Source organism: Streptomyces sp. NPDC002130, assembly GCF_040296465.1.
In the GTDB taxonomy this organism is placed as follows: domain Bacteria; phylum Actinomycetota; class Actinomycetes; order Streptomycetales; family Streptomycetaceae; genus Streptomyces.
In genome coordinates this window covers 15,378-40,935 of record NZ_JBEOXI010000021.1, presented here as the reverse complement: position 1 = coordinate 40,935, position 25,558 = coordinate 15,378, and the positions used below count along the sequence as shown (strand labels likewise).

The window sequence follows — 25,558 nt, the reverse complement described above, 5'->3', positions numbered from 1 at the left end:
GTGTCTCACCAAGGCGTGACCGGGTCGGCAGGGAAGGCGTACGACCCGGCTCGGCGACAGAAAGCTACCGCTTAGTAGTTAGTTCTTGTACTGTTCAGCCATGCCAGAAGCAGCCACCGCCCCGGCCGCCCGGGCCACGATCGGCGACAGCGAGTTCGACCGCGACACCGCGCTCACCCGCCGCGCGCCGGGCGTCTACGACATCGACCTCTCCGCCGGCTGGACGATCATCAGCGCCGTCAACGGCGGCTACCTGCTGGCCGTCCTGGGCCGCGCCCTCGCGGACGCCCTGCCGCACGCCGACCCCTTCACGATCTCGGCGCACTACCTGACCGCGTCCCAGCCCGGCCCCGCGGTCGTCCGCACGGACGTCGTCCGCACCGGCCGCACCCTGTCGACCGGCCAGGCCTCCCTCTTCCAGTACGACGACGAGGGCCGCGAGGTCGAACGCATCCGGGTGCTCGCCTCCTACGGCGACCTGGACACCCTGCCCGACGACGTCCGCACCACGGCCCGGCCGCCCGCGATCCCGCCGCTGGAGCACTGCTTCGGCCCGGAGGACGGACCCGCCCCCGTCGACGGCAGCTCGGCGATCACCGAGCGCCTGATGCTCAAGCTCGACCCGTCCACCCTCGGCTGGGCCCTCGGACAGCCCTCCGGCAAGGGTGAGATGCGGGCCTGGTTCGGACTCAAGGACGGGCGCGATCACGACCCGCTCTCCCTGCTGCTCGCGGTCGACGCCCTGCCGCCCACCGCGTTCGAGCTCGGCCTGAAGGGCTGGGTGCCGACCGTCGAGCTGACCGTGCACGTCCGGTGCCGCCCGGCGCCGGGTCCGCTGCGGGTGTCGATCACCACGCGCAACCTCGCCGGCGGCTTCCTGGAGGAGGACGCCGAGGTGTGGGACAGCGCGGACCGGCTGGTCGCGCAGTCCCGGCAGCTGGCGCGGGCCCGGCTGGGCTGAACTGCGCCTCGCTGACAGGCGGATCACAGGGCGATCCCAAGAGGGGCCCAGACGGCGTTGGTTGAGTTCGTCGCCTCGGAACTCCCTCCTCTGCCCTGGAGCTGTCTCTCATGAAGCGTGCGCGTCTCGTTCCCGCCGTGGCCCTGCTGGTGCTGTCCCCCCTGGCTCTGGCGGCCTGCGGGTCGGGTGACTCCTCGTCGTCCTCGGGCAGCGGGGGAGGGTCGGGGCAGCAGGCCTGCGGGGCGCCGTCGGGGGAGGCTTCGGGGGCTCCTTCCGGGGTGCCCCCGACGGCGCCTTCCGGTGCTCCCGAGGGGGTTCCTTCGGGTGCCCCGTCGGGCGCCGCCTCAGCGGGCGCCAAGCCCACGGGTGTGCCGTCCGGGACCCCTTCGGGGATGCCCGGCGGCGCGCCGGGAGGCGGGCGGAGCGGCCAGGGCGGTCCCGGCGGGGGCCAGGGCGGCGGCTGTGGCGGCCCGGGTGGCGGCGGACAGGCCGCGGACGGGCGGGGACAGAGTCCGCAGCCTCAGCAGCCTCAGCAGTCGCAGAAGGCGGAGAAGGAGCAGTAGGCGCTCCGAGTCGGCACAGGCGGGCCGGCCCGGGCTCACCCGGGGCACGGCGAGGGCGGCGCGTCCGGCGAACGGGCGTGCCGCCCCCGTGCGTCGTGCGAGGTGTCAATCCAGCCAATGATGGCGGCCGAGGCCGATCAGCCGCATCTGGCGGGTCGCCAGCTGCGCGACCCGCCGGGTCCGGTCCGGGCGCTCCTCCTCCGGCCCTTCCAGAGCCTCCAGGAACAGCGACGCCGTGCTCAGCATCTGGTCGACGTAGAGATGGGCGAGCATCAGCAGGTCGTCCTCGCTCCAGCCCTCCGAGACCGGGTCCTTGGCCAGTTCGTCCTTGACCTCCTGGGCGAACCGGGCCAGTTGGCCCCTTATCGCCTCCCGAACCGGCTGAACTCCGCCATGTCGTTCACGAGCGATGAAGCGGACATGGGCGGGGTACCCGTCGACGTGACGGGCGATCAAGTCGATGGTGCGCGTGATGCGTTCCTCGTGGTCGCCCGTCGTGGACACCGTCGTCCGGATCATCGGGTGCAGGCTGCCCAGCGCCTCCTCGACCAGGGCCACGCCCAGATCCGCCGTGGAGCGGAAGTGGCGGTAGAAGGCGGTCGGGGCGACACCGACGGCGCGGGTGACCTCACGCAGTCCCAGGCTGCTCAGGCTCTGCTCCTCCAGCAGCCCGAGGGCCGCGTCGAGGAGTGCCTGACGGGTCTTCTGCTTCTGGGCCTGCCGGATGCCGAGGGTGTGACTCATACCATGCAGTTAACAACTGTTCTCTGGAATTGGAAAGTCATGGGAGGCGTTAGACTGGGAAGTCAGTGAACAACTGTAACTACAACCGTTCACCGAACCCTGGGGGTTGTTTCCCGTGCTGTTCATCGTCGCCGCACTCCTGCTGCTGGGTGTCGTCCTGGGCACCGTGGCCCACGCGCCGCTCACCTTCTCCCTCGCCGTCGGCGCCGTCATCGCCGTCTGGCTCGGCATCTTCGCGCTCCGCGAGCGCGGCCGCCGGCGCCACACGCAGGTTCACTGACACCGCCCACCACCCTTTCGATCCGACTTCGGGAGTCGTGCATCATGCAGCTCACCGCTCCGGCCTCGCGCCGCACCGGTATCCGTGACACCGACGGCATGGCCGTCGCGTCCTTCATCCTCGGCCTGCTCGGCCTGCTCGTGCTCAATCTCTTCCTCGGCCCGATCGCCATCGTGCTGGCGAGTGTCGCCCTGTGGCGCGGCACCGAGCGCCGTGGCCGCGCGTTGCTGGGTCTGGGCCTGGGTGTCGCCGACCTGCTGGTCCTCGCTGCCTTCATGGAGTTCGACAGCACGATCTCGTGGAGCTTCTGAGCCGCCGTCGGACAGCCGTCCGCCGGTACGCCGCGGCCGGGCCCGGGGGCGACGGGCCGTCGCCGCGCCGGAAAGCGGTTCACGATCGGCCGGGCTTGCTCTGAGGCCGGTCCGAGGGGAGCCGTAGAATCGGGCTCACCATGGCTTACCTCGACCACGCCGCGACCACCCCGATGCTCCCGGAGGCGGCAGAGGCGCTCACCGCCCAGCTGGGTGCCACCGGCAACGCGTCGTCCCTCCACGCATCCGGCAGGCAGGCCCGCCGCACCGTCGAGGAGGCCCGCGAGACCCTCGCCGAAGCCCTCGGCGCCCGCCCCAGCGAGGTCGTCTTCACCTCGGGCGGCACGGAGGCCGACAACCTCGCCGTCAAGGGCCTCTACTGGTCACGCCGCGACGCCGACCCGGCCCGCACCCGCGTCCTCGCCAGCCCCGTCGAGCACCACGCGGTCCTCGACGCCGTGCACTGGCTCGGCGAACACGAGGGCGCCACCGTCGAGTACCTGCCGGTCGACCCCCACGGCCGCGTCCATCCCGACGCCCTGCGCGAGGCGATCGCCCGCAGCCCCGACGACGTGGCCCTCGCCACCGTCATGTGGGCGAACAACGAGATCGGGACGATCCTGCCCGTCCGTGAACTCGCCGACGCGGCAGCCGAGTTCGGGGTCCCGCTGCACTCGGACGCCGTCCAGGCCTTCGGCCAGATCCCCGTCGACTTCGCCGCCTCCGGCCTCGCCGCGATGACCGTCTCGGGCCACAAGATCGGCGGCCCCTACGGCATCGGCGCGCTGATCCTCGGCCGCGAACACACCCCCGTACCCGTCCTGCACGGCGGCGGTCAGGAGCGGCATGTGCGCTCCGGCACCCTCGACGTGCCCGCCGTCGCCTCCTTCGCCGTCGCCGGACGGCTCGCCGCCGAGCAGCGCGAGTGGTTCGCCCGTGAGATCGGCGCCCTGCGCGACGCCCTGGTCACCGCGGTCCGCTCGGCCGTGCCGGACGCGATCCTCGGCGGCGACCCGGACCCCGAGGGCCGCCTCCCGGCCAACGCGCACTTCACCTTCCCCGGCTGCGAGGGCGACTCCCTGCTGCTCCTGCTCGACGCCCAGGGCATCGAGTGCTCCACCGGCTCCGCCTGCACCGCCGGCGTCGCCCAGCCCAGCCACGTCCTCCTCGCCACCGGCACCGACCCGGACCTCGCCCGCGGCACCCTGCGCTTCTCCCTCGGCCACACCTCCACCGAGGCCGATGTCGAGGCCCTGGCGAAGGCCATCGGCCCGGCGGTGGAACGGGCCAGGGCGGCGGGACTCACTTAGGGACCCGGCGCCGACGAGCCCCGGGGCTCAGGCCGGGCTCGTACGCGCCCTGCGTATCAGGCGCATGTACTTCTCCCAGTCCCAGTGCCGCCCCGGGTCCGTGTGGTCCGTGCCCGGGACCTCCACGTGGCCGATGATGTGCTCGCGGTCGACGGGTATGTCGTAGCGGGCGCAGATCCGGGCCGTGAGCCGGGCCGAGGCCTCGTACATCTCGTCCGTGAGGTCCTGCGGGCGGTCGACGAAGCCCTCGTGCTCGATGCCGACACTGCGTTCGTTGTAGTCGCGGTTGCCCGCGTGGTACGCCACGTCAAGCTCGCGGATCATCTGCGTGACGCGCCCGTCCTGGCGGACGATGTAGTGCGTGGCGGCCTTGTGCCCCGGGTCCCGGAAGGCCTTCACCGCGCTGTCGTAGCTGCCCTGCGTGACATGGATGATCACCATGTCTATGCCGAAGTCGTCGGGTCGGTCCGCGCGGCGCCAGTTCGCGTCCGACGCCGCCACCCAGCGCGCGCCCGTGTAGTCGACCGCGCCCTCCTCGCGCGGCTTCTCGACGCCCGGAGTCCGCCACCACAGACGCGCCAGCTCGTCACGGGCGAGCACGGCGGAGCCCGCCGCGGCCACCGTGCCACCGATCAGCAGCGCGCGGCGGCCGACCTTCCGGTCGCCGTCCCTCGAAGCCTTCCGCTGTCCCATGTGATCGTCAACGGATACCCGGCGGTCCTGGTTCCCGCGCCCCCGTACCCTGGAAGGGTTATGACTGAGACCCCGCAGCGCCCCCGCCCCCTCCGCGTCCTGGCCGCCATGTCCGGCGGAGTCGACTCCGCCGTCGCCGCCGCCCGCGCGGCCGAAGCGGGCCACGACGTGACCGGCGTCCACCTCGCGCTCTCCGCCAACCCCCAATCCTTCCGGACCGGCGCGCGGGGCTGCTGCACCATCGAGGACTCCCGCGACGCCCGCCGCGCCGCCGACGTCATCGGCATCCCGTTCTACGTGTGGGACCTCGCCGACCGCTTCCGCGAGGACGTCGTCGAGGACTTCGTCGCCGAGTACGAGGCCGGCCGCACCCCCAACCCCTGCCTGCGCTGCAACGAGAAGATCAAGTTCGCCGCCCTGCTCGACAAGGCGCTCGCGCTGGGCTTCGACGCGGTCTGCACGGGCCACTACGCCCAGGTGATCGTGCGCGAGGACGGCACCCGCGAGCTGCACCGCGCCTCCGACATGGCCAAGGACCAGTCCTACGTCCTCGGCGTGCTGGACGACCGGCAGCTCGCCCACGCCCTGTTCCCGCTCGGCGACACCGTCACCACCAAGGACGAGATCCGCGCGGAGGCCGAGCGCAGGGGCCTGGCCGTGGCCAAGAAGCCCGACTCGCACGACATCTGCTTCATCGCCGACGGCGACACCCAGGGCTTCCTCGCGAACCGGCTCGGCCGCTCCGAGGGCGACATCGTCGACGAGTCCGGCGCCAAGCTCGGCACGCACGAGGGCGCGTACGGCTTCACCATCGGCCAGCGCAAGGGCCTGCGGATCGGCACCCCGGCCCCCGACGGCAAGCCGCGCTACGTCCTCGACATCTCGCCCGTGGACAACACGGTGACCGTCGGCCCGGCGTCCGCCCTGGACGTCAGCGCCCTCACCGCGATCAAGCCCCGCTGGTGCGGCGCCGCCCCCACCGGCCCCGGCAGCTACACGGCCCAGCTGCGCGCCCACGGCGGCGAGACCGAGGTGACGGCCGAGGTCGTCGACGGCTCCCTGGAGGTCACGTTCACCGAGCCCGTCCGCGGCGTCGCCCCCGGCCAGGCGATCGTGCTGTACGACGGCACGCGCGTGGTGGGCTCGGCGACGATCGCGGCGACGACCCGGGCGACGGCGGGCGTGGCCTGACCCGGTTCGCGGGGCCCGGGGCGTGCTCCACGCGCGTGTGCCCTGTGCCCCTGTGACGGGCGCCTGCCCCGTGCCCCCGTGACGCGCGACGTGCCCTCATGCCGCCCGGCTCAGTCCCGGCTGAAGAACTCCGTGAGCACCGGCGCCAGGACGTTCGGCTCGACCATGTGCGTCTGCCCCTGGAGCGTGCGGTAGGTGCCGTCGGGGACGGAGTCCGCGATCGCCCGGGCCGCCTCGCGCAGCCACTCGGGGCTCGCGTCGCCCGCCACCGCCAGGACGGGGACGCCGACCGAGCCCAGCCGGGAGCGGGGGACGGTGCCGTCGCCCATCACGGCGTCGTCGTAGGCGAGGCTCGGGGCCATCGCCTCCATCCCGGCCCACATGGGGGACTGGCGGGCGCCCTGGATCATGCCCTCGGCGAGACCCGTCAGCCGCAGGAACAGTTCGACCGCGTCCCCGCGCCGCCCCTCGCCGAGCGCCTCCGTCAGCCGCTCGGTGTACTGCGCACGTTCCCTGGCGCCCTCCTCGGACATCGCGAACGGCGTCTCGTAGACGGCCACGCGCCGCACCGGCAGCCCGCTCGCCGCCGCCTCCAGTGCCAGGGCCCCGCCCGAGGAGATGCCGTACAGCAGCGCCTCGCCGCCCACCGCCTCGATCACCGCGGCCAGGTCCTCGACCTCACGCTCCACGGCGTACGGCGCGGTGTCACCGCTGGCGCCGCGGCCCCGGCGGTCGTACACCACGGCCTGGAAACGCTCCGAGAGCGACACGGCCAGCGGCGCCAGAGTGCCGCCCGTCGACATCGCGCCGCTCACCAGGACGACCGCGGGGCCGCGTCCGGTGCTCTCGTAGGCGATGCGGGTGCCGTCGCGCGAAAGGATCTTCTTGTCCATGCTCATGCAGACTGCCGCACGGCGCGGTGTTCATGGGTGAAGCGGGCGGCGCGTCAGCCGATCAGAACACTTCCACTTCGTAGAAGCACAGGTGGTCCCTGATCTCGGCGACGTCCGGCTTGGGGTCCGGATACGCCCAGACGAGGTCCGCCGCGTCCGGCAGCGACCAGTAGGAGGCGGTGCCCTTGAACGGGCAGTACGTCTGTGTGCCGGACGGTGTCAGCAGGTCCAGGCGCACGTCCTCGGCCGGGATGTAGTACCGCTCGGGACAGCCCGTCTCGCGCAGCACCAGCGACCGGTCGCTCTCGGCCAGCACCTGCCCGCCGTGCACCACGCGCACGTGCCCGCCGCTCCGCTCGATGGTGATGCGATGTCCTCTGGTCACGATCGCCCCTCCTCGGGTAGCCGACTCCACCGGTACAGCGCAGGCTGAAGCGGAGTTCTTCCCTCGCCGCAGGAGGCCCCCATGCCCGCCACGGAACCGGCCGGAAACCGCTCCCGCCTGCTCCACCAGGTCCGGTACGCCGTGCGCCACCCGGAGCGCGTGCCCGCGCACGCCCGGCGCGCGGTGCGGGACGCCTGGCTGCGGCTGCGCCACCCCGACCACATCGCGTACTACCGGGCCGTCATGGCCTCGGACGCGGCCCGCAGCACCGAGGCGGCGGTGGGGCACAACCCCTCGCGCGAACAGTGGGCGCGGATCGGCCGCATGCAGTTCGACTACCTGGTGGGCCACGGCCTGCGGCCGCACCACCGGATGCTGGAGATCGGCTGCGGCAACCTGCGCGCCGGACGGCTGTTCATCGACCACCTCGACACCGGGCACTACTACGGCATCGACATCTCGCCGCACATCCTGCTCGCCGCCCAGGACACCCTCGTGGCCGACAAGCTCCAGCCCAAACTGCCCTACCTGGCGCTCGCCGACGACCTCACCTTCGCCTTCCTGCCGGACGGCCACTTCGACGTCGTGCACGCGCACAGCGTCTTCTCGCACTCGCCGCTGCACGTCATCGAGGAGTGCTTCGCCCACGTCGGCCGGATCCTCGCACCCGGCGGCTTCTTCGACTTCACCTTCGACCGCACCGAGGGCGAGGAGCACCAGGTCCTGCACGAGGACTTCTACTACCGGACGCGGACCCTCACCGACCTCGCAGCGAAGCACGGCCTGGACGCCCGGTTCATGGACGACTGGGAACGCCTGCCGCACCGGCAGTCCAAAATGCGGCTCACCGCGACGGCGGACCGGGCCCGTACGGTGGGTTCATGAACATCTGTGTCTTCCTGTCCGCCGCCGACCTCGACGAGCGTTACACCCGCCCGGCGCGGGAGTTCGCCACGCTGCTGGGCAAGGGCGGCCACACGCTCGTCTGGGGCGGCTCCGACGTCGGCCTCATGAAGGTGGTCGCCGACGGGGTGCAGGAGGCGGGCGGCCGGCTGGCCGGCGTCTCCGTGCAGTTCCTCGCGGCCAAGGCCCGCCCGGGCGTCGACGAGATGGTCGTCGCCAAGGACCTCGCCGAGCGCAAGAAACTGCTCCTGGAGCGGGCCGACGCCGTGGTGATCATGGTCGGCGGCACGGGCACGCTCGACGAGGCGACCGAGATCCTGGAGCTGAAGAAGCACGGGCACACCGACAAGCCGGTGGTCCTGCTCAACACCGCGGGCTTCTACGACGGCCTGAAGGAGCAGTTCCGCCGCATGGACGCCGAGGGCTTCCTGCCCCGGCCGCTCACCGACCTGGTGTTCTTCGCCGAGGAGCCGGTGGGGGCGCTGGCGTATCTGGAGGAGAGCCGGGGCATCGAGTGACCTAGCGGCCCTGTGATGGACCTCCGCAGCATCGCGACGCGGCCCTGATGCGAGCATGGCGGCATGGCTACTCATGTGATCACCGGAGCCGGCTCGGGCATCGGCGCGGCCGTGGCCCGCCGCCTGCACGCGCGCGGGGACGAGCTCGTGCTGCACGCGCGCGACGCGGGCCGCGCCAAGGAGCTGGCGGCCCAGTTCCCCGGGGCGGGGACCCTGGTCGGCGACCTCGCCGACCCGGACCGGCTCTCCTGGGCCTTCTCCCACCAGTCGCTGCCGGACCGGGTGGACTCGCTGCTGCACATCGCCGGCGTCGTCGACCTCGGCCCGGTCGGCGAGCTCACCCCGAAGACCTGGCGCCACCAGCTCAACGTCAACCTGATCGCCCCCGCCGAGCTGACCCGCCACTTCCTGCCCCAACTGCGCGCCTCCCGCGGCCATGTGCTCTTCGTCAACTCCGGGGCCGGCCTCAACGCCCACGCCGACTGGTCCGCGTACGCCGCCTCCAAGCACGGCCTGAAGGCCCTCGCCGACTCCCTGCGCCACGAGGAGCACGCGGGCGGGATCCGCGTCACCTCGGTCTACCCCGGCCGCACGGCCAGCCCCATGCAGGCCAAGGTCCACCAGCAGGAGGGCAAGGAGTACGACGCCTCGAAGTGGATCGACCCGGAGTCGGTCGCCACGACGATCGTCATGGCCCTGGATCTGCCGCGCGACGCGGAGGTCAACGACCTCACGGTGCGCCCGGGAGGCTGACCCCGGGGGAGGCGCTGCGTAGGCTTCTCCGGTGAGTGAAAACAGCCAGTTCAGGTTCGGCGCCGCCACCGGTGTGGGCTCCATGCCGGGCGGCGACGCCCGTGAGGCCGCCAAGACCGTCACCGGCACCTTCGAGGACTTCCCCTTCCTGCCCGAACTGCCCGGCCGGGGACCCGGCGCGGACATGATCGGACGGACCGCCGGGATGCTCGTCGAGCTGTACGCGCGCGTGGAGCCCAGCGGCTGGCGGCTCGGGGACCGGCCGGGGCGGGACACCAAGCGGGCCCGCTCCTGGCTCGGCGAGGACCTCGACGCCCTGGAGGAGTTCACGCAGGAGTACGAGGGGCCGCTGAAGGTCCAGGCCGTCGGCCCCTGGACCCTCGCGGGCGCCCTGGAGCTGCGCAACGGCGAGGTCGCCCTCTCCGACCCCGGAGCCTGCCGCGACCTCGCCGCCTCCCTCGCCGAGGGGCTGCGACTGCACCTCGACGAGGTGCGGCGGCGGATCCCGGGCGCGCAGCTCGTCCTCCAGCTCGACGAGCCGTCCCTCACCGCCGTGCTGCGCGGCCAGGTGAAGACCGCCAGCGGCTACCGCACCCACCGGGCCGTCGACCGGCAGCTCGTCGAGCAGACGCTGCGCGACCTCGTCGGGGTGCACGAGGCGGGGCCGGTCGTGGTCCACTCCTGCGCCCCGGACGTGCCGTTCGCCCTGCTGCGCCGGGCCGGAGCGGCCGCCGTCTCCTTCGACTTCTCGCTGCTCACCGAGCGTGACGACGACGCGATCGGGGAGGCCGTGGAGGCCGGGACCCGGCTCTTCACCGGTGTCGTCCCGGGCACCGAGGGTCCATTGTCAGACCCTGCCGGTAGCGTCATGGGTGTCAGGACGCTGTGGCGCAGGCTGGGGCTGTCTCCGGGGCTTCTCGCGGAGGCGGTCACGGTCACCCCGGCGTGCGGACTCGCGGGGGCCTCCCCGGGGTACGCGCGCACGGCCCTCGCGCACTGCGCCCGGGCGGCGAGATCCCTCGCGGACAACCCAGAGTAACGGGAGGACGACACGGTGGCCGGCGATAAGCAAGCGGAGACGACTACGGTGCCCGCCGAGGCACGGGAGAAGCACGCGCGCCTCGCGGAGCAGATCGAGGAGCACCGCTTCCGCTACTACGTGAAGGACGCTCCCGTCGTCAGCGACGCGGAGTTCGACCAGCTGCTGCGTTCCCTGGAGGCGCTGGAGGAGGAGCACCCGGAGCTGCGCACGCCGGACTCGCCGACCCAGAAGGTCTCCGGGTCCTACGAGACGGAGTTCACGGCGGTCGAGCACCGCCAGCGCATGCTCTCCCTCGACAACACGTTCAACGACGAGGAGATGGCCGCCTGGACGGAGCGCATCGCCAGGGAGCTGGGCGAGCAGGAGTACCACTTCCTGTGCGAGCTGAAGGTCGACGGCCTCGCGGTGAACCTCACCTACGAGCACGGCCGCCTCACCCGCGCGGCCACCCGCGGCGACGGCCGCACCGGCGAGGACATCACCCCGAACGTGCGGACGATCGCGGAGATCCCCGACCGCCTCAAGGGCGACCACGTCCCCGACCTCGTGGAGATCCGCGGCGAGGTCTACTTCCCGATGGAGAAGTTCCAGGAGCTCAACGCCCGCCTCGTCGAGGCCGGTGACAAGCCCTTCGCCAACCCGCGCAACGCGGCGGCGGGTTCACTGCGCCAGAAGGACCCGCGCGTCACCGCCACCCGCCCCCTGCACATGGTGGTGCACGGCATCGGCGCCCTGGAGGGCTTCACCGGCCTGACCCGCCTCTCCCAGGCCTACGACCTGCTCAAGACCTGGGGCCTGCCCACCTCCCGGCACAACAAGGTGGTCGACGGCCTGGAAGGCGTCCGGGAGTTCATCGCCTACTTCGGCGAGAACCGCCACTCCGTGGAGCACGAGATCGACGGCGTGGTCGTCAAGCTCGACCAGATCCCCCTGCAGGGCCGCCTCGGCTCCACCTCGCGCGCCCCGCGCTGGGCGATCGCCTACAAGTACGCGCCGGAGGAGGTCAACACCAAGCTCGTCAACATCCGCGTGGGCGTGGGCCGCACCGGCCGCGTCACCCCGTACGCCCAGGTCGAGCCCGTCACGGTCGCGGGCTCCGAGGTCGAGTTCGCCACGCTGCACAACCAGGACGTGGTCAAGGCCAAGGGCGTCCTCATCGGGGACACGGTCGTGCTGCGCAAGGCCGGTGACGTCATCCCGGAGATCCTCGGCCCCGTCGCCGACCTGCGCGACGGCACCGAGCGCGAGTTCGTGATGCCGAGCGAGTGCCCCGAGTGCGGCACGGCGCTGCGGCCCATGAAGGAGGGCGACGTCGACCTGCGCTGCCCCAACGCCCGTACCTGCCCGGCCCAGTTGCGCGAGCGCCTGTTCTACCTCGCCGGCCGCAAGGCCCTCGACATCGAGCACTTCGGCTACGTCGCCGCCGCCGCCCTCACCGCCCCGCTGGAGCCGGAGACGCCGCCGCTGGTCGACGAGGGCGACCTCTTCGACCTCACCATCGAGCAGCTGCTGCCCATCAAGGCGTACGTCCTCGACCCGGACAGCGGCCTGCCCAAGCGTGACCCGAAGACCGGCGAGGAGAAGATCGCCACGATCTTCGCGAACCAGCAGGGCGAGCCCCGCAAGAACGCGGTCGCCATGCTGGAGAACATCGCGGCGGCCAAGGAGCGCCCCCTGGCCCGCGTCATCACCAGCCTGTCGATCCGTCACGTCGGACCCGTCGCCGCCGAGGCACTGGCCCGCGAGTTCCGCTCGATCGAGCGGATCGACCAGGCCACGGAGGAGGAGCTGGCGGTCACCGAGGGCGTCGGCCCGACCATCGCCGCCTCCCTCAAGCAGTGGTTCGCCGAGGACTGGCACCGCGACATCATCCGCAAGTGGAAGGCCGCGGGCGTCCGCATGGAGGCCGAGAGCACCGGCGAGGACGAGGGGCCGCGCCCGCTCGAAGGCCTCACCGTCGTCGTCACCGGCACGCTCGAACACTTCACGCGGGACGGCGCCAAGGAGGCGCTGCAGAGCCGCGGAGCGAAGGTGACCGGCTCGGTTTCGAAGAAGACGTCGTTCGTCGTGGTGGGCGACAGCCCCGGATCGAAGTACGACAAGGCGATGCAGCTGAAGGTTCCGGTCCTGAACGAGGAGGGGTTCGGCGTCCTGCTGGAGCAGGGACCGGACGCGGCGGCCGAAGTCGCCCTTTCGGCCGAGGAGTAGCGGTTGAAGGCCACCCGTTCGGCGCATACCAGATGCATACGGGTGGCCGGGGCGCATTCGGGCAACCGTCTGCGACCGCTGCCCGTGGAAGCCTTCTGCGGCCTACTGTTGAGATGTGCGCCTGCCGTGCCCAGCTGCGGTCGGGGCATCTTCGTGCTCGCACAGAGCGCGGGGAAGGGTTTTCCGACGCGGGCCGCCCAGGGGTTGTCGGGCACCGGGCCGCGGGGCGTGGGGCACCGCCGGCTGTGAGAGGGACGGGAATGGAACCGACCGAGAGCGCCGCGCCGGGCTCACGGCTGCACCTGCGCCGCATGGCGGTCGCATGGCGTGCGGTCCGTGAGGCCGTGCGGTCGGCGGGGCGTCCGGGGGCGGGGGTGCGCGCCGTCGGACAGTACACCCCGGACGGGCGCGGCGGCGGAGGGCGTGCCGCGGACGGTCCCGGGGCACAGCCGACCATCGAACACACTACCGGGCCGGCCGGCGCGGATCCGGACGAGGACGGCGAGCGGCACCAGTCCTGGCCCGCGCTGCCCGCGGCTGTCGTCGCGGCGGCCGGGTTCGTCCTGGGCGCCGGCTTCTACCGGGCCTTCACCGGCGGCCACGCGCTCTTCCCGGCCGGCACGGCCGGCTGGTCGCTGGCCGTGCTCACCGGCATCATCGTCGGCCACCTCGTGATGCTGGGCCGCTCCCGCTGGTGGGGCGGCACCGGCTCGGGCGCCGCCCTCACCCTCGCCGTGCTGCTGCTCTACGGCTGGGTTCCGGCCGGCATGGTCAGCCTCACGGTCGTCGTGCTGGTCGGTACGGCCCGCCGCAACCGCTGGCGCCAGGGCGTGCTGCACGGTGCGGTCGACCTCCTCGGCATCGGCGCCGGCGCGCTCGTGCTGGGCGTCTTCGGAACCGTGCCGTCCGTCGAGTCACCGGCGGAGCCCGCCGCCTGGACCCTCGCGACCGCACCTCAGGTCGTCCTGGTCGCCGTCGCCTACCTGATGGTCACCCGCGTCCTGCTCTGGTACCTGCACGCCCCGCGCCCCGGCCTGCCCACCGTCGCCCGCACCGCCCTGGTCAGACAGGGCCTGGTCGCCGTCGCGCTGCTGGGCATCGCGCCGCTGCTCTGCGTGGTCGCCGTGGCCAAGCCCATCCTGCTGCCGTTGTTCTCCATCCCCCTGATCGCCCTGGACTCCACCCTGTGGATAGCCCGTGCCCGGGCGGAGGAGCAGCTGCGTGACCCGCTGACCGGGCTGCCCAACCGCCAGTGGCTGCTGGAGCGCATCTGGACCGCGCTGGACGACGCGGAGCGGATCGACGCCCGAGCCGCCCTGATGCTGATCGACCTGGACCGGTTCCGGTCGGTCAACGACACGCTCGGTCATCTCGCCGGTGACCGGCTGCTGTTGCAGATCGCCGACCGGCTGCGGGTGGCGCTGCCGCGCGGGGCGGAGGCCGCCCGGCTCGGCGGGGACGAGTTCGCCGTCTTACTCCCGGTCGCCGACTCCACGACCTCCGCGACCCGGGTCGCCCGCAACCTCGTGGCCGCCCTCAGCTCTCCCCTCGACCTCGACGGCCTCACCCTCGTCCTGGAGGCCAGCGCCGGGGTCGCCGTCTTCCCCGACCACGCCCTGGACGCCGAAGGGCTGCTGCGGCGGGCGGACGTGGCGATGTACCAGGCGAAGCGGGACCGCACCGGCGTCGAGGTCTACGAGTCCAAGCGCGACTCCAACACCCCAGACCGGCTCGGCCTGCTGGGCGATCTGCGCCGCGCCCTCGACGCGCACGAGGTGCATCTGCACTACCAGCCCAAGGTCCGCTTCGACGGGCAGGTCGCGGGCCTGGAGGCCCTGGTCCGCTGGGTGCACCCCGAGCGGGGCAAGGTGCCGCCGGACGAGTTCATAGCGATCGCCGAGTCCTCGGGCCTGATGCCCCACCTCACCGAGTACGTGCTGGAGACCGCGCTCGGTCAGGTCGCGCGCTGGCGGGAACAGGGCCTGTTCGTCCCGGTCGCGGTGAACGTCTCCCCGCGTGATGTGCACACCCCCGGCTTCGCCGGCTCCGTCGCCGCCCGGCTGGCCCGGCACGGCGTCCCGGCGGGAGCGCTCCAACTGGAGATCACGGAACACGTCCTCCTGGAGGATCCGCAGCGCGCCGCCGACACCCTCAACCAACTGACCGCGCACGGCGTGAAGATGTCGCTCGACGACTTCGGCACGGGCTACTCCTCGCTCGTGCACCTGCGCCGGCTGCCGGTGAGCGAGCTGAAGATCGACCGTTCGTTCGTGGCCCGGCTCGCGGTCGACGCCGAGGACGCGGAGATCGTGCGCTGCACGGTCGACCTCGCCCACTCTCTCGGCCTGCTCGTCGTCGCCGAGGGCGTCGAGGACGACGAGACCTGGGAACGCCTGCGCGACCTGGGCTGCGACGCCGTCCAGGGCTGGCTGGTCGCTGCGGCGATGCCCCCGGAGGAGACCACGGCGTGGCTCCGGGCGCGGGGGCCCCGGGGGTGGCAGCGGCCACGCGCCGCTCTGCCCGCGGCGACGGCCGACGAGTAGGGCCGTACTCCCGCTGCTTCGCTCGCCCGGCTGCACCGCTGCCGGGTGACATGGGCGGCGGGCCCGTCGGGCGCGCGGCCGCCGCCGGCCTGCCCGGCCCGGTTCTCCTCGGGCGAGCGCTCAGCTCGTGCCGGGCGGCACGAAGTGGCCGATCAGCAGCGCCAGCCGTTGCTCGTGTGCCTCCTCGGGCAGCCGGCCGCTGCGCATCAGGGTCACCAGCCCGTGCAGCCCGGCCCAGTACGTCTCCGTCAGCAACCCCGTGTCCTCGCCCTCGGCCGCGATCGGCCGGACGGCCTGCAGCAGCTCGCCGAAGGCGTCCTGGAGGGCCGCCGGCGCCTCGGGGGTGGCGAAGGGCAGGTCCACGGCGAGCGTGAAGATCACGTCGTAGAGCGCGGGCCGCCGCCGGGCGAAGGCGGTGTACGCGCGGCCCACCGCCGCCAGTGCCTCGCGGGCGCTCCCGGCCGCCGTGCGCGCCGCCCGCAGCTCGTCGGCCAGCTCCTCGCAGCCCTGCACCGCCACCGCCGCCATGATCGCGCCCTTGCCCTTGAAGTGGCTGTAGAGGACCGGCTGGCTGTACTCGATCTCGTCGGCGAGCCGGCGCGTGGTCACCGCGTCCCAGCCCTCCGCCTCCGCCAGTTCCCGCGCGGCCGTCACGATCAGCTGCTCGCGCTCTGCTCGTTCGCGCTCCCGGCGCGTCTGGATCGTCATGAGAGAAATCCTAGCACCGCTAGCGTTCCTGTCGATGCTCTGCTAGCTTCGCTCTTGTTCCTAGCGCTGCTAGAAACCGCGTGCAGGAAACGGCCTGCCGGAAATCGCCTGCTGCATTTCGAGGAGAGTCATGACCATCACCGCCTACACCCTGGCTGTCGTGCTCAACCTGTTCTGCCTGTTCCTGGGCTACCGGTTCCTGTTCCAGCCCGCCGCCGCGGCCGCCGGATACGGTGTCCCGGCCGACCCCGGCGGCGACGCCGGTGCCTACCTGACCATCAAGGGCCTGCGGGACGGCACCCTCGGGCTGGTCGGTCTGGCGCTGCTCGCCTTCGCGGGGGCCGGAGCCGAGGCCTGGTTCATGCTCGCCGTGGCCCTCATACCGCTCGGCGACACACTGATCGTGCTGCGCAACGGCGGCACGAAGGCGGTGGCGTTCGGGATCCACTTCGCCACCGCGGTCGTCATCCTGATCACCGCCGGACTGCTCTTCGCGGTCTGAGGGGGCCCCGAGAGCCTCCGGGCGGCAAACCGTTTCACGGGCACGGCCCCTCGCCCCATAGGATTGGGCCAAATCACATCCACTCACCCCAGAGGATCGCTGCATGCCTGGCATCACGCGCGAGGAGGTCGCCCACCTCGCCCGGCTGGCGCGTCTGGAGCTGAAGCCCGAAGAGCTCGACCACTTCGCGGGACAGCTGGACGACATCATCGGCGCGGTCGCCCGCGTCAGTGAGGTCGCCGACCAAGACGTACCGCCGACCTCGCACCCGCTCCCGCTGACGAACGTCATGCGCGTGGACGAGGTCCGTCCGTCGCTCACCCCCGAGCAGGCGCTCTCCGGCGCCCCGGCCCAGGAGCAGCAGCGTTTCAAGGTGCCGCAGATCCTGGGGGAGGACTAACAGCCATGACGGACATCATCAAGCTCACGGCCGCCGAGACCGCCGCGAAGATCGCCTCCGGCGAGCTCACCGCGGTCCAGGTCGCCGAGGCCCACCTCGCCCGCATCGAGGCCGTCGACGAGAAGGTTCACGCCTTCCTGCACGTCGACCGCGAGGGCGCCCTCGCCCAGGCCCGTGCCGTGGACGAGAAGCGCGAGCGCGGCGAGAAGCTCGGCCCGCTGGCCGGCGTGCCCCTGGCGCTGAAGGACATCTTCACCACCGAGGGCGTGCCCACGACCGTCGGTTCGAAGATCCTCGAAGGCTGGATCCCGCCGTACGACGCGACCGTCACTCAGCGGCTCAAGGCCGCCGACGTCGTCATCCTCGGCAAGACCAACATGGACGAGTTCGCCATGGGGTCCTCCACCGAGAACAGCGCCTACGGCCCGACCGGCAACCCGTGGGACCTCACCAAGATCCCCGGCGGCTCCGGAGGCGGTTCGTCCGCAGCGCTGGCCTCCTTCCAGGCCCCGCTCGCCATCGGCACGGACACCGGCGGCTCCATCCGCCAGCCCGCCGCTGTCACCGGCACGGTCGGTGTCAAGCCGACGTACGGCGCGGTCTCCCGTTACGGGATGGTCGCCTTCTCCAGCTCCCTGGACCAGGGCGGGCCCTGCGCCCGCACGGTCCTGGACGCGGCCCTGCTGCACGAGGTCATCGCCGGGCACGACCCGCTCGACTCCACCTCCATCGACGAGCCCGTCCCGGCGGTCGTCGAGGCCGCCCGCAACGGCAGCGTCGAGGGCATGCGCGTCGGCGTGGTCAAGCAGTTCCGCGGCGAGGGCTACCAGGCCGGTGTCATCCAGCGGTTCGACGAGTCGGTCGCGCTGCTCAAGGAGCTGGGCGCCGAGATCGTCGAGCTGGACTGCCCGTCCTTCGACCTGGCGCTGTCGGCGTACTACCTGATCGCGCCCTCGGAGTGCTCCTCGAACCTGGCCCGCTTCGACGGCCTGCGCTACGGCCTGCGGACCGGCGACGACGGCACGAACTCCGCCGAGGCGGTCACCTCGCTCACCCGCGAGGCCGGTTTCGGCCCCGAGGTCAAGCGCCGCATCATGCTCGGCACGTACGCCCTGTCGAGCGGCTACTACGACGCCTACTACGGCAGCGCCCAGAAGGTCCGCACGCTGATCAAGCAGGACTTCGACAAGGCGTTCGAGCAGGTCGACGTGATCGTCTCCCCGACGACCCCGACCACCGCCTTCGCGATCGGCGAGCGCGCCGACGACCCGATGGCGATGTACCTCGCCGACCTGTGCACCATCCCGACCAACCTGGCGGGCAACGCGGCCATGTCGCTGCCGTGCGGTCTCGCCCCGGAGGACAACCTCCCGGTCGGCCTGCAGATCATCGCCCCCGTCATGAAGGACGACCGCCTGTACAAGGTGGGAGCAGCCGTCGAGGCCGCCTTCGTGGAAAAGTGGGGCCACCCGCTGATCGAGGAGGCTCCGTCGCTGTGAGCGCACTGTCCAAGGCCAAGGGCTTCAAGAAGTCCAAGTCCGGTCTGTACGTCTCGATGGCCACGTCGGCGTTCGGCGCCGTCGGTGTCTACAAGCAGATCAAGAAGGCTCGCGGAGACAACGACACGCTGCGGCTGCTCGACGCCGTCGTGACCGGCGCCGCGGTCGTCACCAACCTGGCCATTCTCTACCGCGAGCTGAAGCGGCTGGGCGACGACGACGTCCTGCTGGGCTGAGAGGGAACCTTCACCGTGACCACCACGACCGACCTGGTGTCGTACGAGGACGCACTCGCGTCGTACGACCCCGTCATGGGCCTCGAGGTCCATGTCGAACTCGGCACCAAGACCAAGATGTTCTGCGGCTGCTCGACCGCCCTCGGCCAGGAGGCCAACACGCAGACCTGCCCGGTCTGCCTCGGCCTGCCCGGCGCGCTCCCGGTCGTCAACGCGACCGGCGTCGAGTCCGCCATCAAGATCGGCCTCGCGCTGAACTGCGAGATCGCCGAGTGGTGCCGCTTCGCCCGGAAGAACTACTTCTATCCGGACATGCCGAAGAACTTCCAGACCTCCCAGTACGACGAGCCGATCGCCTTCAACGGCTATCTCGACGTGCAGCTGGAGGACGGCGAGACCTTCCGCGTGGAGATCGAGCGCGCCCACATGGAGGAGGACACCGGCAAGTCGACGCACGTCGGCGGTGCCACCGGCCGTATCCACGGCGCGTCCCACTCCCTGCTGGACTACAACCGCGCCGGCATCCCGCTCATCGAGATCGTCACCAAGCCGATCGAGGGCGCGGGCGAGCGTGCCCCCGAGGTCGCGCGGGCCTACGTCCGTGAGCTGCGCGAGCTCATCAAGGCGCTCGGCGTCTCCGAGGCCCGGATGGAGATGGGCCAGATGCGCTGCGACGTGAACCTGTCGCTGCGCCCGAACGGCACCGAGAAGTTCGGCACCCGCTCGGAGACGAAGAACGTCAACTCGCTGCGGTCCGTGGAGCGCGCGGCCCGCTTCGAGATCCAGCGGCACGCGGCCGTGCTGTCGTCCGGCGGCACGATCATCCAGGAGACCCGGCACTTCCACGAGGACACGGGGTCGACGACCTCGGGCCGTGTGAAGGAGGAGGCCGAGGACTACCGGTACTTCCCGGAGCCCGACCTCGTCCCGGTGGCCCCGTCCCGCGCGTGGGTCGAGGAGATCCGGGCCGGGCTGCCCGAGCTGCCGCTGGTCCGCCGCAACCGGCTCCGCGAGGAGTGGGGCGTCTCGGCCACCGACATGCAGGCCATCCTCAACGCCGGTGCGCTGGAGCCCATCGTCGCCACGATCGAGGCCGGGGCGGACGCCGCCTCCGCCCGCAAGTGGTGGATGGGCGAGCTGGCCCGCAGCGCCAACGAGTCGGGCAAGGCCCTCGACGAGCTGGCGATCACGCCGGCACAGGTGGCCCGGGTCACCGAGCTCGTCACGAAGGGCGACCTGAACGACAAGCTGGCCCGGCAGGTCATCGAGGGCGTCCTCGCGGGCGAGGGCACCCCGGACGAGGTCGTCGACAAGCGCGGTCTGAAGGTCGTCTCCGACGAGGGCGCGCTGACGGCCGCCGTCGACGAGGCCATCGCCGGCAACCCGGGCGTCGCGGACAAGATCCGCGGCGGCAAGGTGGCCGCGGCCGGCGCCCTGGTCGGCGCGGTCATGAAGGCGACCAGGGGTCAGGCCGACGCGGCACGCGTCAAGGAACTGATCCTTCAGAAGCTGGGCGTCAGCGAGGGCTGACCGCCCGTGGACCCGACGAGGGGGACGCACCGGACTCGGTGCGTCCCCCTCGTCATTCACTCAGAGGCGGCGGCCGACGACCCGGACGAAGCCCAGCGTCTCGCCCCGGTCGAGGCGCAGCATCTCGGCGCACCGGCCGGCCATCCGGACGTGCCACTCGTCCGTGTGCTCCTCGGCCACGACCTCGCACCAGCGCAGCCAGTCGCGCCAGCCGTCCTCCAGCCAGTCCGCGGTCTCGACCTCCACGGCCCCGCTGCGGGTCCAGTGGCGTCGCCACCACGCCGCGGTGTGGAAGCACCAGAAGTCGGGCTCCCAGTACGGCTTGAGGTGCTCCGGCGGCTCGACGCCGTCGATCTCCTCGCGCAGCGCCGGTACGACGACGCCGATCCGCCCGCCCGGCTTCAGCAGCCGGGTCAGCGTGGGCAGGTAGAGGTCGTTGGTGCCGAAGTACTGGTACGCGTCGATGCTCACGATCGCGTCGAAGCTGCCCTCGCCGAACGGCAGGTCGTGCGCCTCGGCGAACACGGGCAGGACACGGTCGCCGACGCCCGCCTCGGCGATGCGCCCGGCGTTCTCGTCGGGCTTGATCCACAGGTCCGCGGCGGTGACCTGGGCGCCGTACTCCCTGGCGAGGAAGATCGACGTCATGGCACGGCCGCAGCCCAGGTCGAGCACGCGGGAGCCGGGGCTCAGGGTGTCGAGCCCCAGGGCGGGGGCCAGCCACTCCAGCAGCCACAGCGCGTGCGGGCCCATCTGGTTGTCGATGGTCCAGCGGGCGTCGTAGCCGTTGCTGCGGGGGTAGCCGGGGTGGCTCACACGGTCAGCGAGGGGGTCGTTCGAGGTCCGGGAAGTGATGTCCGACATCGGTGAACGGGCTCCTTGAGTCCTTGAGGAAGAACGGGGATGCGGAGGAGCTCGGTCGGACCGTCAAACAATGCACCTGCTTCGGCCGGGCGGCGGGAGGCCGCGGGCGTTTCCTCGGACCGGCCGACGCTAACAGCCCGCCCGTCGGACCCGCACCCGGTTTTCCCGCCCGGCGCGCTACCGTCACGGCCATGAGTGGACGTCCTGATTCCGACACCGACCCCGAGAGCGCGGACTCGGAGGCGGCCGCCGGGCAGGACGGGACCGACGACCCGGCCGAGACCGAGGAAGACGCCCGCCGGGCCCGGTGGACCGCGGCGGGCACCGGCGCCGCGCTGACCCTGGCCGGTCTCGCCGCGGCACTGCTCCGCCTCACCCGCCCCGCTCCGGCACTCGTCCCGGCCGCCTACGCCGGCGGGGCCGCCATATGCGCTGCCGCCGCCCTGCTGGGCTCCCGCGGCCGCACCCGGCGCGCCCTGTGGCTGCTGGTCGCGGGTGTCATGGTGATGGCGCTGGGTGACCAGTTCGACTGAGACCGGCCGCTGTGAATAAGCCCACGAAACCGACAAATGATCTCGTCGGTTTGTAAGAGTGGCAGCGCATTGCTCATGCGTTCTTTGCTGGCTGTTCAGTTCACGTACGACTGTTCCCGGCCAAAGATCCACTCAAGGCAACACTCCGGGAGCACGTTCCGTGGCAGCCCTCGCCCGCTGGTGCGTCCAGCGCCGTCTGCTCAGCGTCCTGCTGTGGCTCCTCGCGTTCGCGGGGGTCGCCGCGGGCGCCGCCGTCGCCGGCACCACGTACTCGAACGACTACCAGGTCCCCGGCACCGAGTCGGGCCGCGCCACCGAGCTGCTGCACGAGGGCTTCCCGCGGCTCGGCGGTGACAGCGACACCGTCGTCTGGCACACCACGTCCGGCAGCGTCCGCGCCGCCGACGTCGAGCAGACGATGACCCGCACCCTGGACCGGATCGAGAACCTCCCCGGCGTGGCCTCGGTCACCAGCCCATACGACGGGCCGGGCACGGGCCGCATCAGCGCGGACGGCCGCACGGCGTACGCCTCGGTCACCTTCGACGACCAGGCCGAGGACATCGCCAAGGGCGAGGCACAGGCCGTCGTCGACACCGCGAAGAGCGCCGAGACCGAGGGGCTCCAGGTGGAGCTGGGCGGCAGCGCCGTCGCGCTCACCGAGTCCTCCGGCGGGCACGTCGCCGAGATCGTCGGCGTGATCGTCGCCGCGGTGGTGCTGTTCCTCGCGTTCGGCTCGCTCGCCGCGTCCCTGCTGCCCATCGCCACCGCCCTGGTCGGCGTCGGCACCGCCTACGCCGGGATCGTGCTGCTCGGGCACGCCATGACGGTCGCCGACTTCGCCCCCATGCTGGGCATGCTCGTCGGGCTCGGCGTCGGCATCGACTACGCGCTGTTCATCGTCACCCGGCACCGGCGCGGTCTGAAACGCGGGCTGTCCGTCACCGAGGCCGCCACGAACGCCGTCGCGACCACGGGACGGGCGGTCGTCTTCGCGGGTGCCACCGTTTGCATCGCCCTGCTGGGCATGCTGATCCTCCGGCTGAGCTTCCTCAACGGCGTCGCCATAGCGGCCAGCCTCACCGTGATCCTCACCGTCGCCGCCTCCGTGACCCTGCTGCCCGCCCTGCTGTCCTTCATAGGCATGCGCGCGCTCAGCCGCCGCGAGCGCCGCCGCCTCGCGGAGCAGGGCCCCGAACCCGAGGTGCCCACCGGCTTCGCGGCTCGCTGGTCGGCCTTCGTGGAACGCCACCCCAAGGTGCTCGGCGCGGTCGCCCTGGTCGTCATGGCCGTCCTCGCGCTGCCCACCCTCTCCCTGCACCTGGGCACCTCCGACCAGGGCAACGGCCCGAAGACGGCGACCACCCGCCAGGCCTACGACCTGCTCGCCGACGGATTCGGCCCCGGCGTCAACGGCCCGCTCACCCTCGTCACCAAGGTCGACGGCGCCGACGACAAGCTCGCCCTCGGCAACCTCGACGGCACCCTCCGCGCCACCGACGGCGTCGCCTCGGTGACCCCGGTGACCTTCGACTCCGGCGGCCGCACCGCGTACCTCACCGTCGTACCGGAGTCCTCCCCGCAGTCGAAGCAGACCAGCGACCTCGTCGACCGGCTGCGCGAAGAGGTGCTGCCGCGCGCCGAGTCGGGCACCGCGCTCGATGTCCAGGTGGGCGGCATGACGGCCGGCTACGACGACTTCGCCGACGTCATCGTCTCCAAGCTGCCCGTCTTCGTCGGGGTCGTCATCGGCCTGGGCTGTCTCCTGCTCCTGCTCGCCTTCCGCTCGATCGGCATCCCCCTCAAGGCCGCCGCGATGAACGTCGCCGCCGTGGCCTCCGCCTTCGGGGTGGTGGTCGCGATCTTCCAATGGGGCTGGGGCAGCGAACTGCTCGGCCTCGGCAGCGCCGGGCCCATCGAACCCTTCCTGCCCGTGATCATGGTGTCGGTGCTCTTCGGCCTCTCCATGGACTACCAGGTCTTCCTGGTCAGCCGGATGTACGAGGAGTGGCTCGAGACCGGTGACAACCGGCGGGCCGTGCGCGTCGGCCTCGCCGAGACCAGCCGGGTGATCAACTCGGCGGCCGTCATCATGATCTCCGTCTTCCTCGCCTTCGTGCTCAGCGGCGACCGGGTGATCGCCATGTTCGGCATCGCCCTGGCCGCCGCCGTCGCCCTGGACGCCTTCGTCCTGCGCACGCTCCTCGTCCCGGCCCTGATGCACCTGCTCGGCGGCGCCAACTGGTGGCTGCCCCGCTGGCTGGACAAGCGCATGCCGCGCATCAGCATCGAGCCGCCCGAGAGCCGCGCCGCCCATGAGAGGCTGGCCGCCGCGACGGACGCCGAGGTGGCGGACGTCCTGGCGGAGGAGGAGCGGCAGCGGGATGTACGCGATATCCCTGGGTGACGACGCCGAGCTGAAACCCCTGGAGCCGTGGCACGCCGCGGAGTTCCTGGCGCACCTGGAGCGGGGACGGGACTTCATCGGGCAGTACATCCCGTTCGGGACGACCGAGACGGACCTGCCCTCGGCCCGCGCGAAGCTCCAGCGCTACGCCGACATGCGCGCCGCCGACACCGGCTCCCTGCACGGCCTGTGGCTGGAGGGATCCCTGGTGGGCGGGGTGCTGTTCCTGAACTTCGACGCGGCGACCGGCAACTGCGAGGTCGGCTGCTGGCTGGAGCCCGCCGCCACGGGCCGGGGTCTGGTCACGCGCGCGATGCGGGTCCTCATCGACTGGGCCGTCGAGCAGCGCGGCATCCACCGCGTCGAATGGGTCGCCGCCTCCGGCAATCAGGCGAGTCTGAACGTGGCGCGCCGACTCGGAATGACCCGCGACGGTGTACGACGCGAGGCCCACCCCTATGGTGGCGTACGGCACGATCTCGAAGTCTGGTCCGTGCTGGCGCCCGACTGGCGCGCCGCACGCGCGCGTGCGGCTCACAACGATCATTAAGAGACTTCTCAGACAGCGAACCTACGGTGCGAGACATGGCAACGAACGCAGTGGACGAGACCGAGGCCACCAAGGCCACGACCGATGAGAAGGCGGTGGACACCACCGAGTCCGACGAGGCGCCCCGGACCGAGGTCACGGCCGCGGCCGACGACGCGCCGGCCAAGGAGGAGAGCCCCTCGGGCGTCGGCCAGGGCGCCGCTGCCGTGGTCTCCGCCGCGCTGGGCGTCGTCTCGCTCACCGGCAGCTGGATCGGCACCGTCGCCTCCGCGCGCCAGAACCTCATCGGTCAGCTGGAGACCGCGCAGAACGCGGGCGTGGCCCAGCAGATCCAGGCGGTCTACGGCGACGCCTGGCAGACCACCGCCCTGTGGGGCGGCCTGTTCGCGCTGATCGCGCTGGTCGTCGGCGTCGTCACGCTGGCCCGGCCCGCCTTCGGCACGCCGGGCAGGGTCCAGGCCCCCTGGATCAAGTCCGTCGCCTGGGCGGGAGTGGCGCTCGGCGTCATCGGCCTGTTCCTGGCCGTCCTCAAGTACACCGGCATCCTGCTGGGACTGCCGTCCGCGAGCTGAGCGCCCGAGAGCTGAGAGCCCGCAGGTCCTGAGGGGTCTTAGGCGGTTCCGTGAGCACCTTACGGAGTCCCTGAGGCCCCTCGGCCGCGTCTAAGGCACCGTGCGCCGCCGAAGATGCGGAACTCTCCCGATGTGGCGGCCCCGCCTGGGGGACGAGAGTGAGGTCATCACGGAGAAACCCTCCGTGACCGGCCTCTCCTCGAAGGACACACCATGTACGAGTACGAGCTCCAGCAGCTGCGCACCTCCGACCTCATCCGCCGGGCCGACCACGCCCGCCTGGTCCGCGAGGCCGCCCGGGCCCGCCGCGCGGCCCGCCACGAAGGAGGCGGGGACTCCGCCGAGCACGAGAGCCATAGCCGCCGCTTCCGCCGGATCCGGTCCGCCCGGACGGCGTGAACACCGGGGCGGGACCGGTCGCCGCCGTGGCCGTCAGGGGAGCAGCGGCCGTCGTTCGCA

The 25,558-nt window shown here is 72.0% G+C and carries 27 protein-coding genes; 21 read left to right on the top strand and 6 right to left on the bottom strand.

Features of this window, described 5'->3' with window-relative positions; genetic code table 11:
• Positions 1-100 precede the first annotated feature (100 nt).
• A complete protein-coding gene (locus ABT116_RS06405; RefSeq protein WP_351628643.1) occupies positions 101-961 on the top strand; it encodes a thioesterase family protein in 861 nt (286 codons plus the stop codon).
• Positions 962-1,629: 668 nt separating this feature from the next.
• Here ABT116_RS06405 and ABT116_RS06400 read toward each other — a convergent pair.
• Complete coding sequence (locus ABT116_RS06400) at positions 1,630-2,268, bottom strand: TetR family transcriptional regulator (RefSeq protein ID WP_351628640.1); 639 nt, start codon at positions 2,266-2,268, stop codon at positions 1,630-1,632.
• 115 nt (positions 2,269-2,383) lie between these two features.
• Here ABT116_RS06400 and ABT116_RS06395 point away from each other — a divergent pair, with 115 nt between their 5' ends.
• The 3 genes from ABT116_RS06395 to ABT116_RS06385 all read left to right on the top strand — a co-directional run bounded on the left by ABT116_RS06395 (position 2,384) and on the right by ABT116_RS06385 (position 4,169).
• Entirely contained in the window at positions 2,384-2,548 is a 165-nt protein-coding gene (locus tag ABT116_RS06395) for a hypothetical protein (RefSeq protein WP_351628633.1), read from the top strand.
• A 44-nt stretch (positions 2,549-2,592) separates the two neighbouring features.
• Positions 2,593-2,859, top strand: coding sequence for a hypothetical protein (locus tag ABT116_RS06390; RefSeq protein ID WP_031103607.1), 267 nt, complete (start codon positions 2,593-2,595; stop codon positions 2,857-2,859).
• A gap of 140 nt (positions 2,860-2,999) precedes the next feature.
• The gene (locus ABT116_RS06385; protein ID WP_351628630.1) at positions 3,000-4,169 is read left to right on the top strand and encodes a cysteine desulfurase family protein; all 1,170 of its coding nucleotides are present in this window, start codon (positions 3,000-3,002) and stop codon (positions 4,167-4,169) included.
• Between the two features lie 27 nt (positions 4,170-4,196).
• Here ABT116_RS06385 and ABT116_RS06380 read toward each other — a convergent pair whose 3' ends face one another.
• Positions 4,197-4,862 carry an N-acetylmuramoyl-L-alanine amidase gene (locus ABT116_RS06380; RefSeq protein WP_351628627.1) on the bottom strand — a complete coding sequence of 222 codons (666 nt, stop codon included), beginning with the start codon at positions 4,860-4,862 and terminating at the stop codon, positions 4,197-4,199.
• A 60-nt stretch (positions 4,863-4,922) separates the two neighbouring features.
• Between ABT116_RS06380 and mnmA the strand changes: the two genes are divergently transcribed.
• A complete protein-coding gene (mnmA, locus tag ABT116_RS06375) occupies positions 4,923-6,053 on the top strand; it encodes a tRNA 2-thiouridine(34) synthase MnmA (RefSeq protein ID WP_351628625.1) in 1,131 nt (376 codons plus the stop codon).
• 110 nt (positions 6,054-6,163) lie between these two features.
• On the opposite strand, the gene ABT116_RS06370 is transcribed toward mnmA, so the two are convergent.
• Both ABT116_RS06370 and ABT116_RS06365 read right to left on the bottom strand, forming a co-directional pair.
• On the bottom strand, positions 6,164-6,946 hold the full coding sequence (locus tag ABT116_RS06370) for an alpha/beta fold hydrolase (RefSeq protein WP_351628622.1): 783 nt from the start codon (positions 6,944-6,946) through the stop codon (positions 6,164-6,166).
• Positions 6,947-7,007: 61 nt separating this feature from the next.
• Entirely contained in the window at positions 7,008-7,331 is a 324-nt protein-coding gene (locus ABT116_RS06365; protein WP_351628619.1) for a DUF427 domain-containing protein, read from the bottom strand.
• Positions 7,332-7,412: 81 nt separating this feature from the next.
• Here ABT116_RS06365 and ABT116_RS06360 point away from each other — a divergent pair, with 81 nt between their 5' ends.
• The 6 genes from ABT116_RS06360 to ABT116_RS06335 all read left to right on the top strand — a co-directional run bounded on the left by ABT116_RS06360 (position 7,413) and on the right by ABT116_RS06335 (position 15,298).
• The gene (locus ABT116_RS06360; RefSeq protein ID WP_351628616.1) at positions 7,413-8,216 is read left to right on the top strand and encodes a class I SAM-dependent DNA methyltransferase; all 804 of its coding nucleotides are present in this window, start codon (positions 7,413-7,415) and stop codon (positions 8,214-8,216) included.
• Complete coding sequence (locus ABT116_RS06355; RefSeq protein ID WP_033313276.1) at positions 8,213-8,752, top strand: LOG family protein; 540 nt, start codon at positions 8,213-8,215, stop codon at positions 8,750-8,752. Before ABT116_RS06360 ends, ABT116_RS06355 begins: the two co-directional genes overlap by 4 nt.
• A 63-nt stretch (positions 8,753-8,815) precedes the next feature.
• Complete coding sequence (locus ABT116_RS06350) at positions 8,816-9,505, top strand: SDR family oxidoreductase (protein ID WP_351628613.1); 690 nt, start codon at positions 8,816-8,818, stop codon at positions 9,503-9,505.
• 31 nt (positions 9,506-9,536) lie between these two features.
• A complete protein-coding gene (locus tag ABT116_RS06345) occupies positions 9,537-10,544 on the top strand; it encodes a methionine synthase (RefSeq protein ID WP_351628611.1) in 1,008 nt (335 codons plus the stop codon).
• A 15-nt stretch (positions 10,545-10,559) separates the two neighbouring features.
• Positions 10,560-12,755 carry an NAD-dependent DNA ligase LigA gene (gene ligA, locus ABT116_RS06340; protein WP_351628609.1) on the top strand — a complete coding sequence of 732 codons (2,196 nt, stop codon included), beginning with the start codon at positions 10,560-10,562 and terminating at the stop codon, positions 12,753-12,755.
• Between the two features lie 260 nt (positions 12,756-13,015).
• A complete protein-coding gene (locus ABT116_RS06335) occupies positions 13,016-15,298 on the top strand; it encodes a putative bifunctional diguanylate cyclase/phosphodiesterase (RefSeq protein WP_351628607.1) in 2,283 nt (760 codons plus the stop codon).
• Between the two features lie 120 nt (positions 15,299-15,418).
• Here ABT116_RS06335 and ABT116_RS06330 read toward each other — a convergent pair whose 3' ends face one another.
• Positions 15,419-16,006, bottom strand: a complete 588-nt coding sequence (locus tag ABT116_RS06330) for a TetR/AcrR family transcriptional regulator (RefSeq protein ID WP_351628605.1) — start codon at positions 16,004-16,006, stop codon at positions 15,419-15,421.
• A 130-nt stretch (positions 16,007-16,136) separates the two neighbouring features.
• Between ABT116_RS06330 and ABT116_RS06325 the strand changes: the two genes are divergently transcribed.
• The 5 genes from ABT116_RS06325 (at position 16,137) to gatB (ending at position 20,173) form a co-directional block, all read left to right on the top strand.
• Complete coding sequence (locus ABT116_RS06325) at positions 16,137-16,508, top strand: DUF4267 domain-containing protein (RefSeq protein ID WP_351628602.1); 372 nt, start codon at positions 16,137-16,139, stop codon at positions 16,506-16,508.
• A 103-nt stretch (positions 16,509-16,611) separates the two neighbouring features.
• Entirely contained in the window at positions 16,612-16,908 is a 297-nt protein-coding gene (gene gatC, locus ABT116_RS06320; protein WP_095936815.1) for an Asp-tRNA(Asn)/Glu-tRNA(Gln) amidotransferase subunit GatC, read from the top strand.
• 5 nt (positions 16,909-16,913) lie between these two features.
• The gene (gatA, locus tag ABT116_RS06315; RefSeq protein ID WP_351628599.1) at positions 16,914-18,407 is read left to right on the top strand and encodes an Asp-tRNA(Asn)/Glu-tRNA(Gln) amidotransferase subunit GatA; all 1,494 of its coding nucleotides are present in this window, start codon (positions 16,914-16,916) and stop codon (positions 18,405-18,407) included.
• Entirely contained in the window at positions 18,404-18,643 is a 240-nt protein-coding gene (locus ABT116_RS06310; RefSeq protein ID WP_019329755.1) for a hypothetical protein, read from the top strand. Before gatA ends, ABT116_RS06310 begins: the two co-directional genes overlap by 4 nt.
• Before the next feature lie 15 nt (positions 18,644-18,658).
• Positions 18,659-20,173 carry an Asp-tRNA(Asn)/Glu-tRNA(Gln) amidotransferase subunit GatB gene (gatB, locus tag ABT116_RS06305; protein WP_351628596.1) on the top strand — a complete coding sequence of 505 codons (1,515 nt, stop codon included), beginning with the start codon at positions 18,659-18,661 and terminating at the stop codon, positions 20,171-20,173.
• Between the two features lie 60 nt (positions 20,174-20,233).
• On the opposite strand, the gene ABT116_RS06300 is transcribed toward gatB, so the two are convergent.
• Entirely contained in the window at positions 20,234-21,037 is an 804-nt protein-coding gene (locus ABT116_RS06300) for an SAM-dependent methyltransferase (protein ID WP_351628594.1), read from the bottom strand.
• 191 nt (positions 21,038-21,228) lie between these two features.
• Here ABT116_RS06300 and ABT116_RS06295 point away from each other — a divergent pair, with 191 nt between their 5' ends.
• From ABT116_RS06295 to ABT116_RS06275, 5 genes are all read left to right on the top strand, one after another.
• On the top strand, positions 21,229-21,570 hold the full coding sequence (locus ABT116_RS06295) for a hypothetical protein (RefSeq protein ID WP_351628592.1): 342 nt from the start codon (positions 21,229-21,231) through the stop codon (positions 21,568-21,570).
• A gap of 160 nt (positions 21,571-21,730) precedes the next feature.
• Complete coding sequence (locus ABT116_RS06290; protein ID WP_351628589.1) at positions 21,731-23,977, top strand: MMPL family transporter; 2,247 nt, start codon at positions 21,731-21,733, stop codon at positions 23,975-23,977.
• Complete coding sequence (locus ABT116_RS06285; RefSeq protein WP_351628587.1) at positions 23,955-24,527, top strand: GNAT family N-acetyltransferase; 573 nt, start codon at positions 23,955-23,957, stop codon at positions 24,525-24,527. Before ABT116_RS06290 ends, ABT116_RS06285 begins: the two co-directional genes overlap by 23 nt.
• A gap of 35 nt (positions 24,528-24,562) precedes the next feature.
• Positions 24,563-25,099 (top strand): hypothetical protein, encoded by a 537-nt coding sequence (locus ABT116_RS06280; protein ID WP_351628584.1) that lies wholly within the window; start codon positions 24,563-24,565, stop codon positions 25,097-25,099.
• A gap of 213 nt (positions 25,100-25,312) precedes the next feature.
• Complete coding sequence (locus ABT116_RS06275) at positions 25,313-25,498, top strand: hypothetical protein (protein ID WP_351628581.1); 186 nt, start codon at positions 25,313-25,315, stop codon at positions 25,496-25,498.
• Positions 25,499-25,558: the final 60 nt, after the last annotated feature.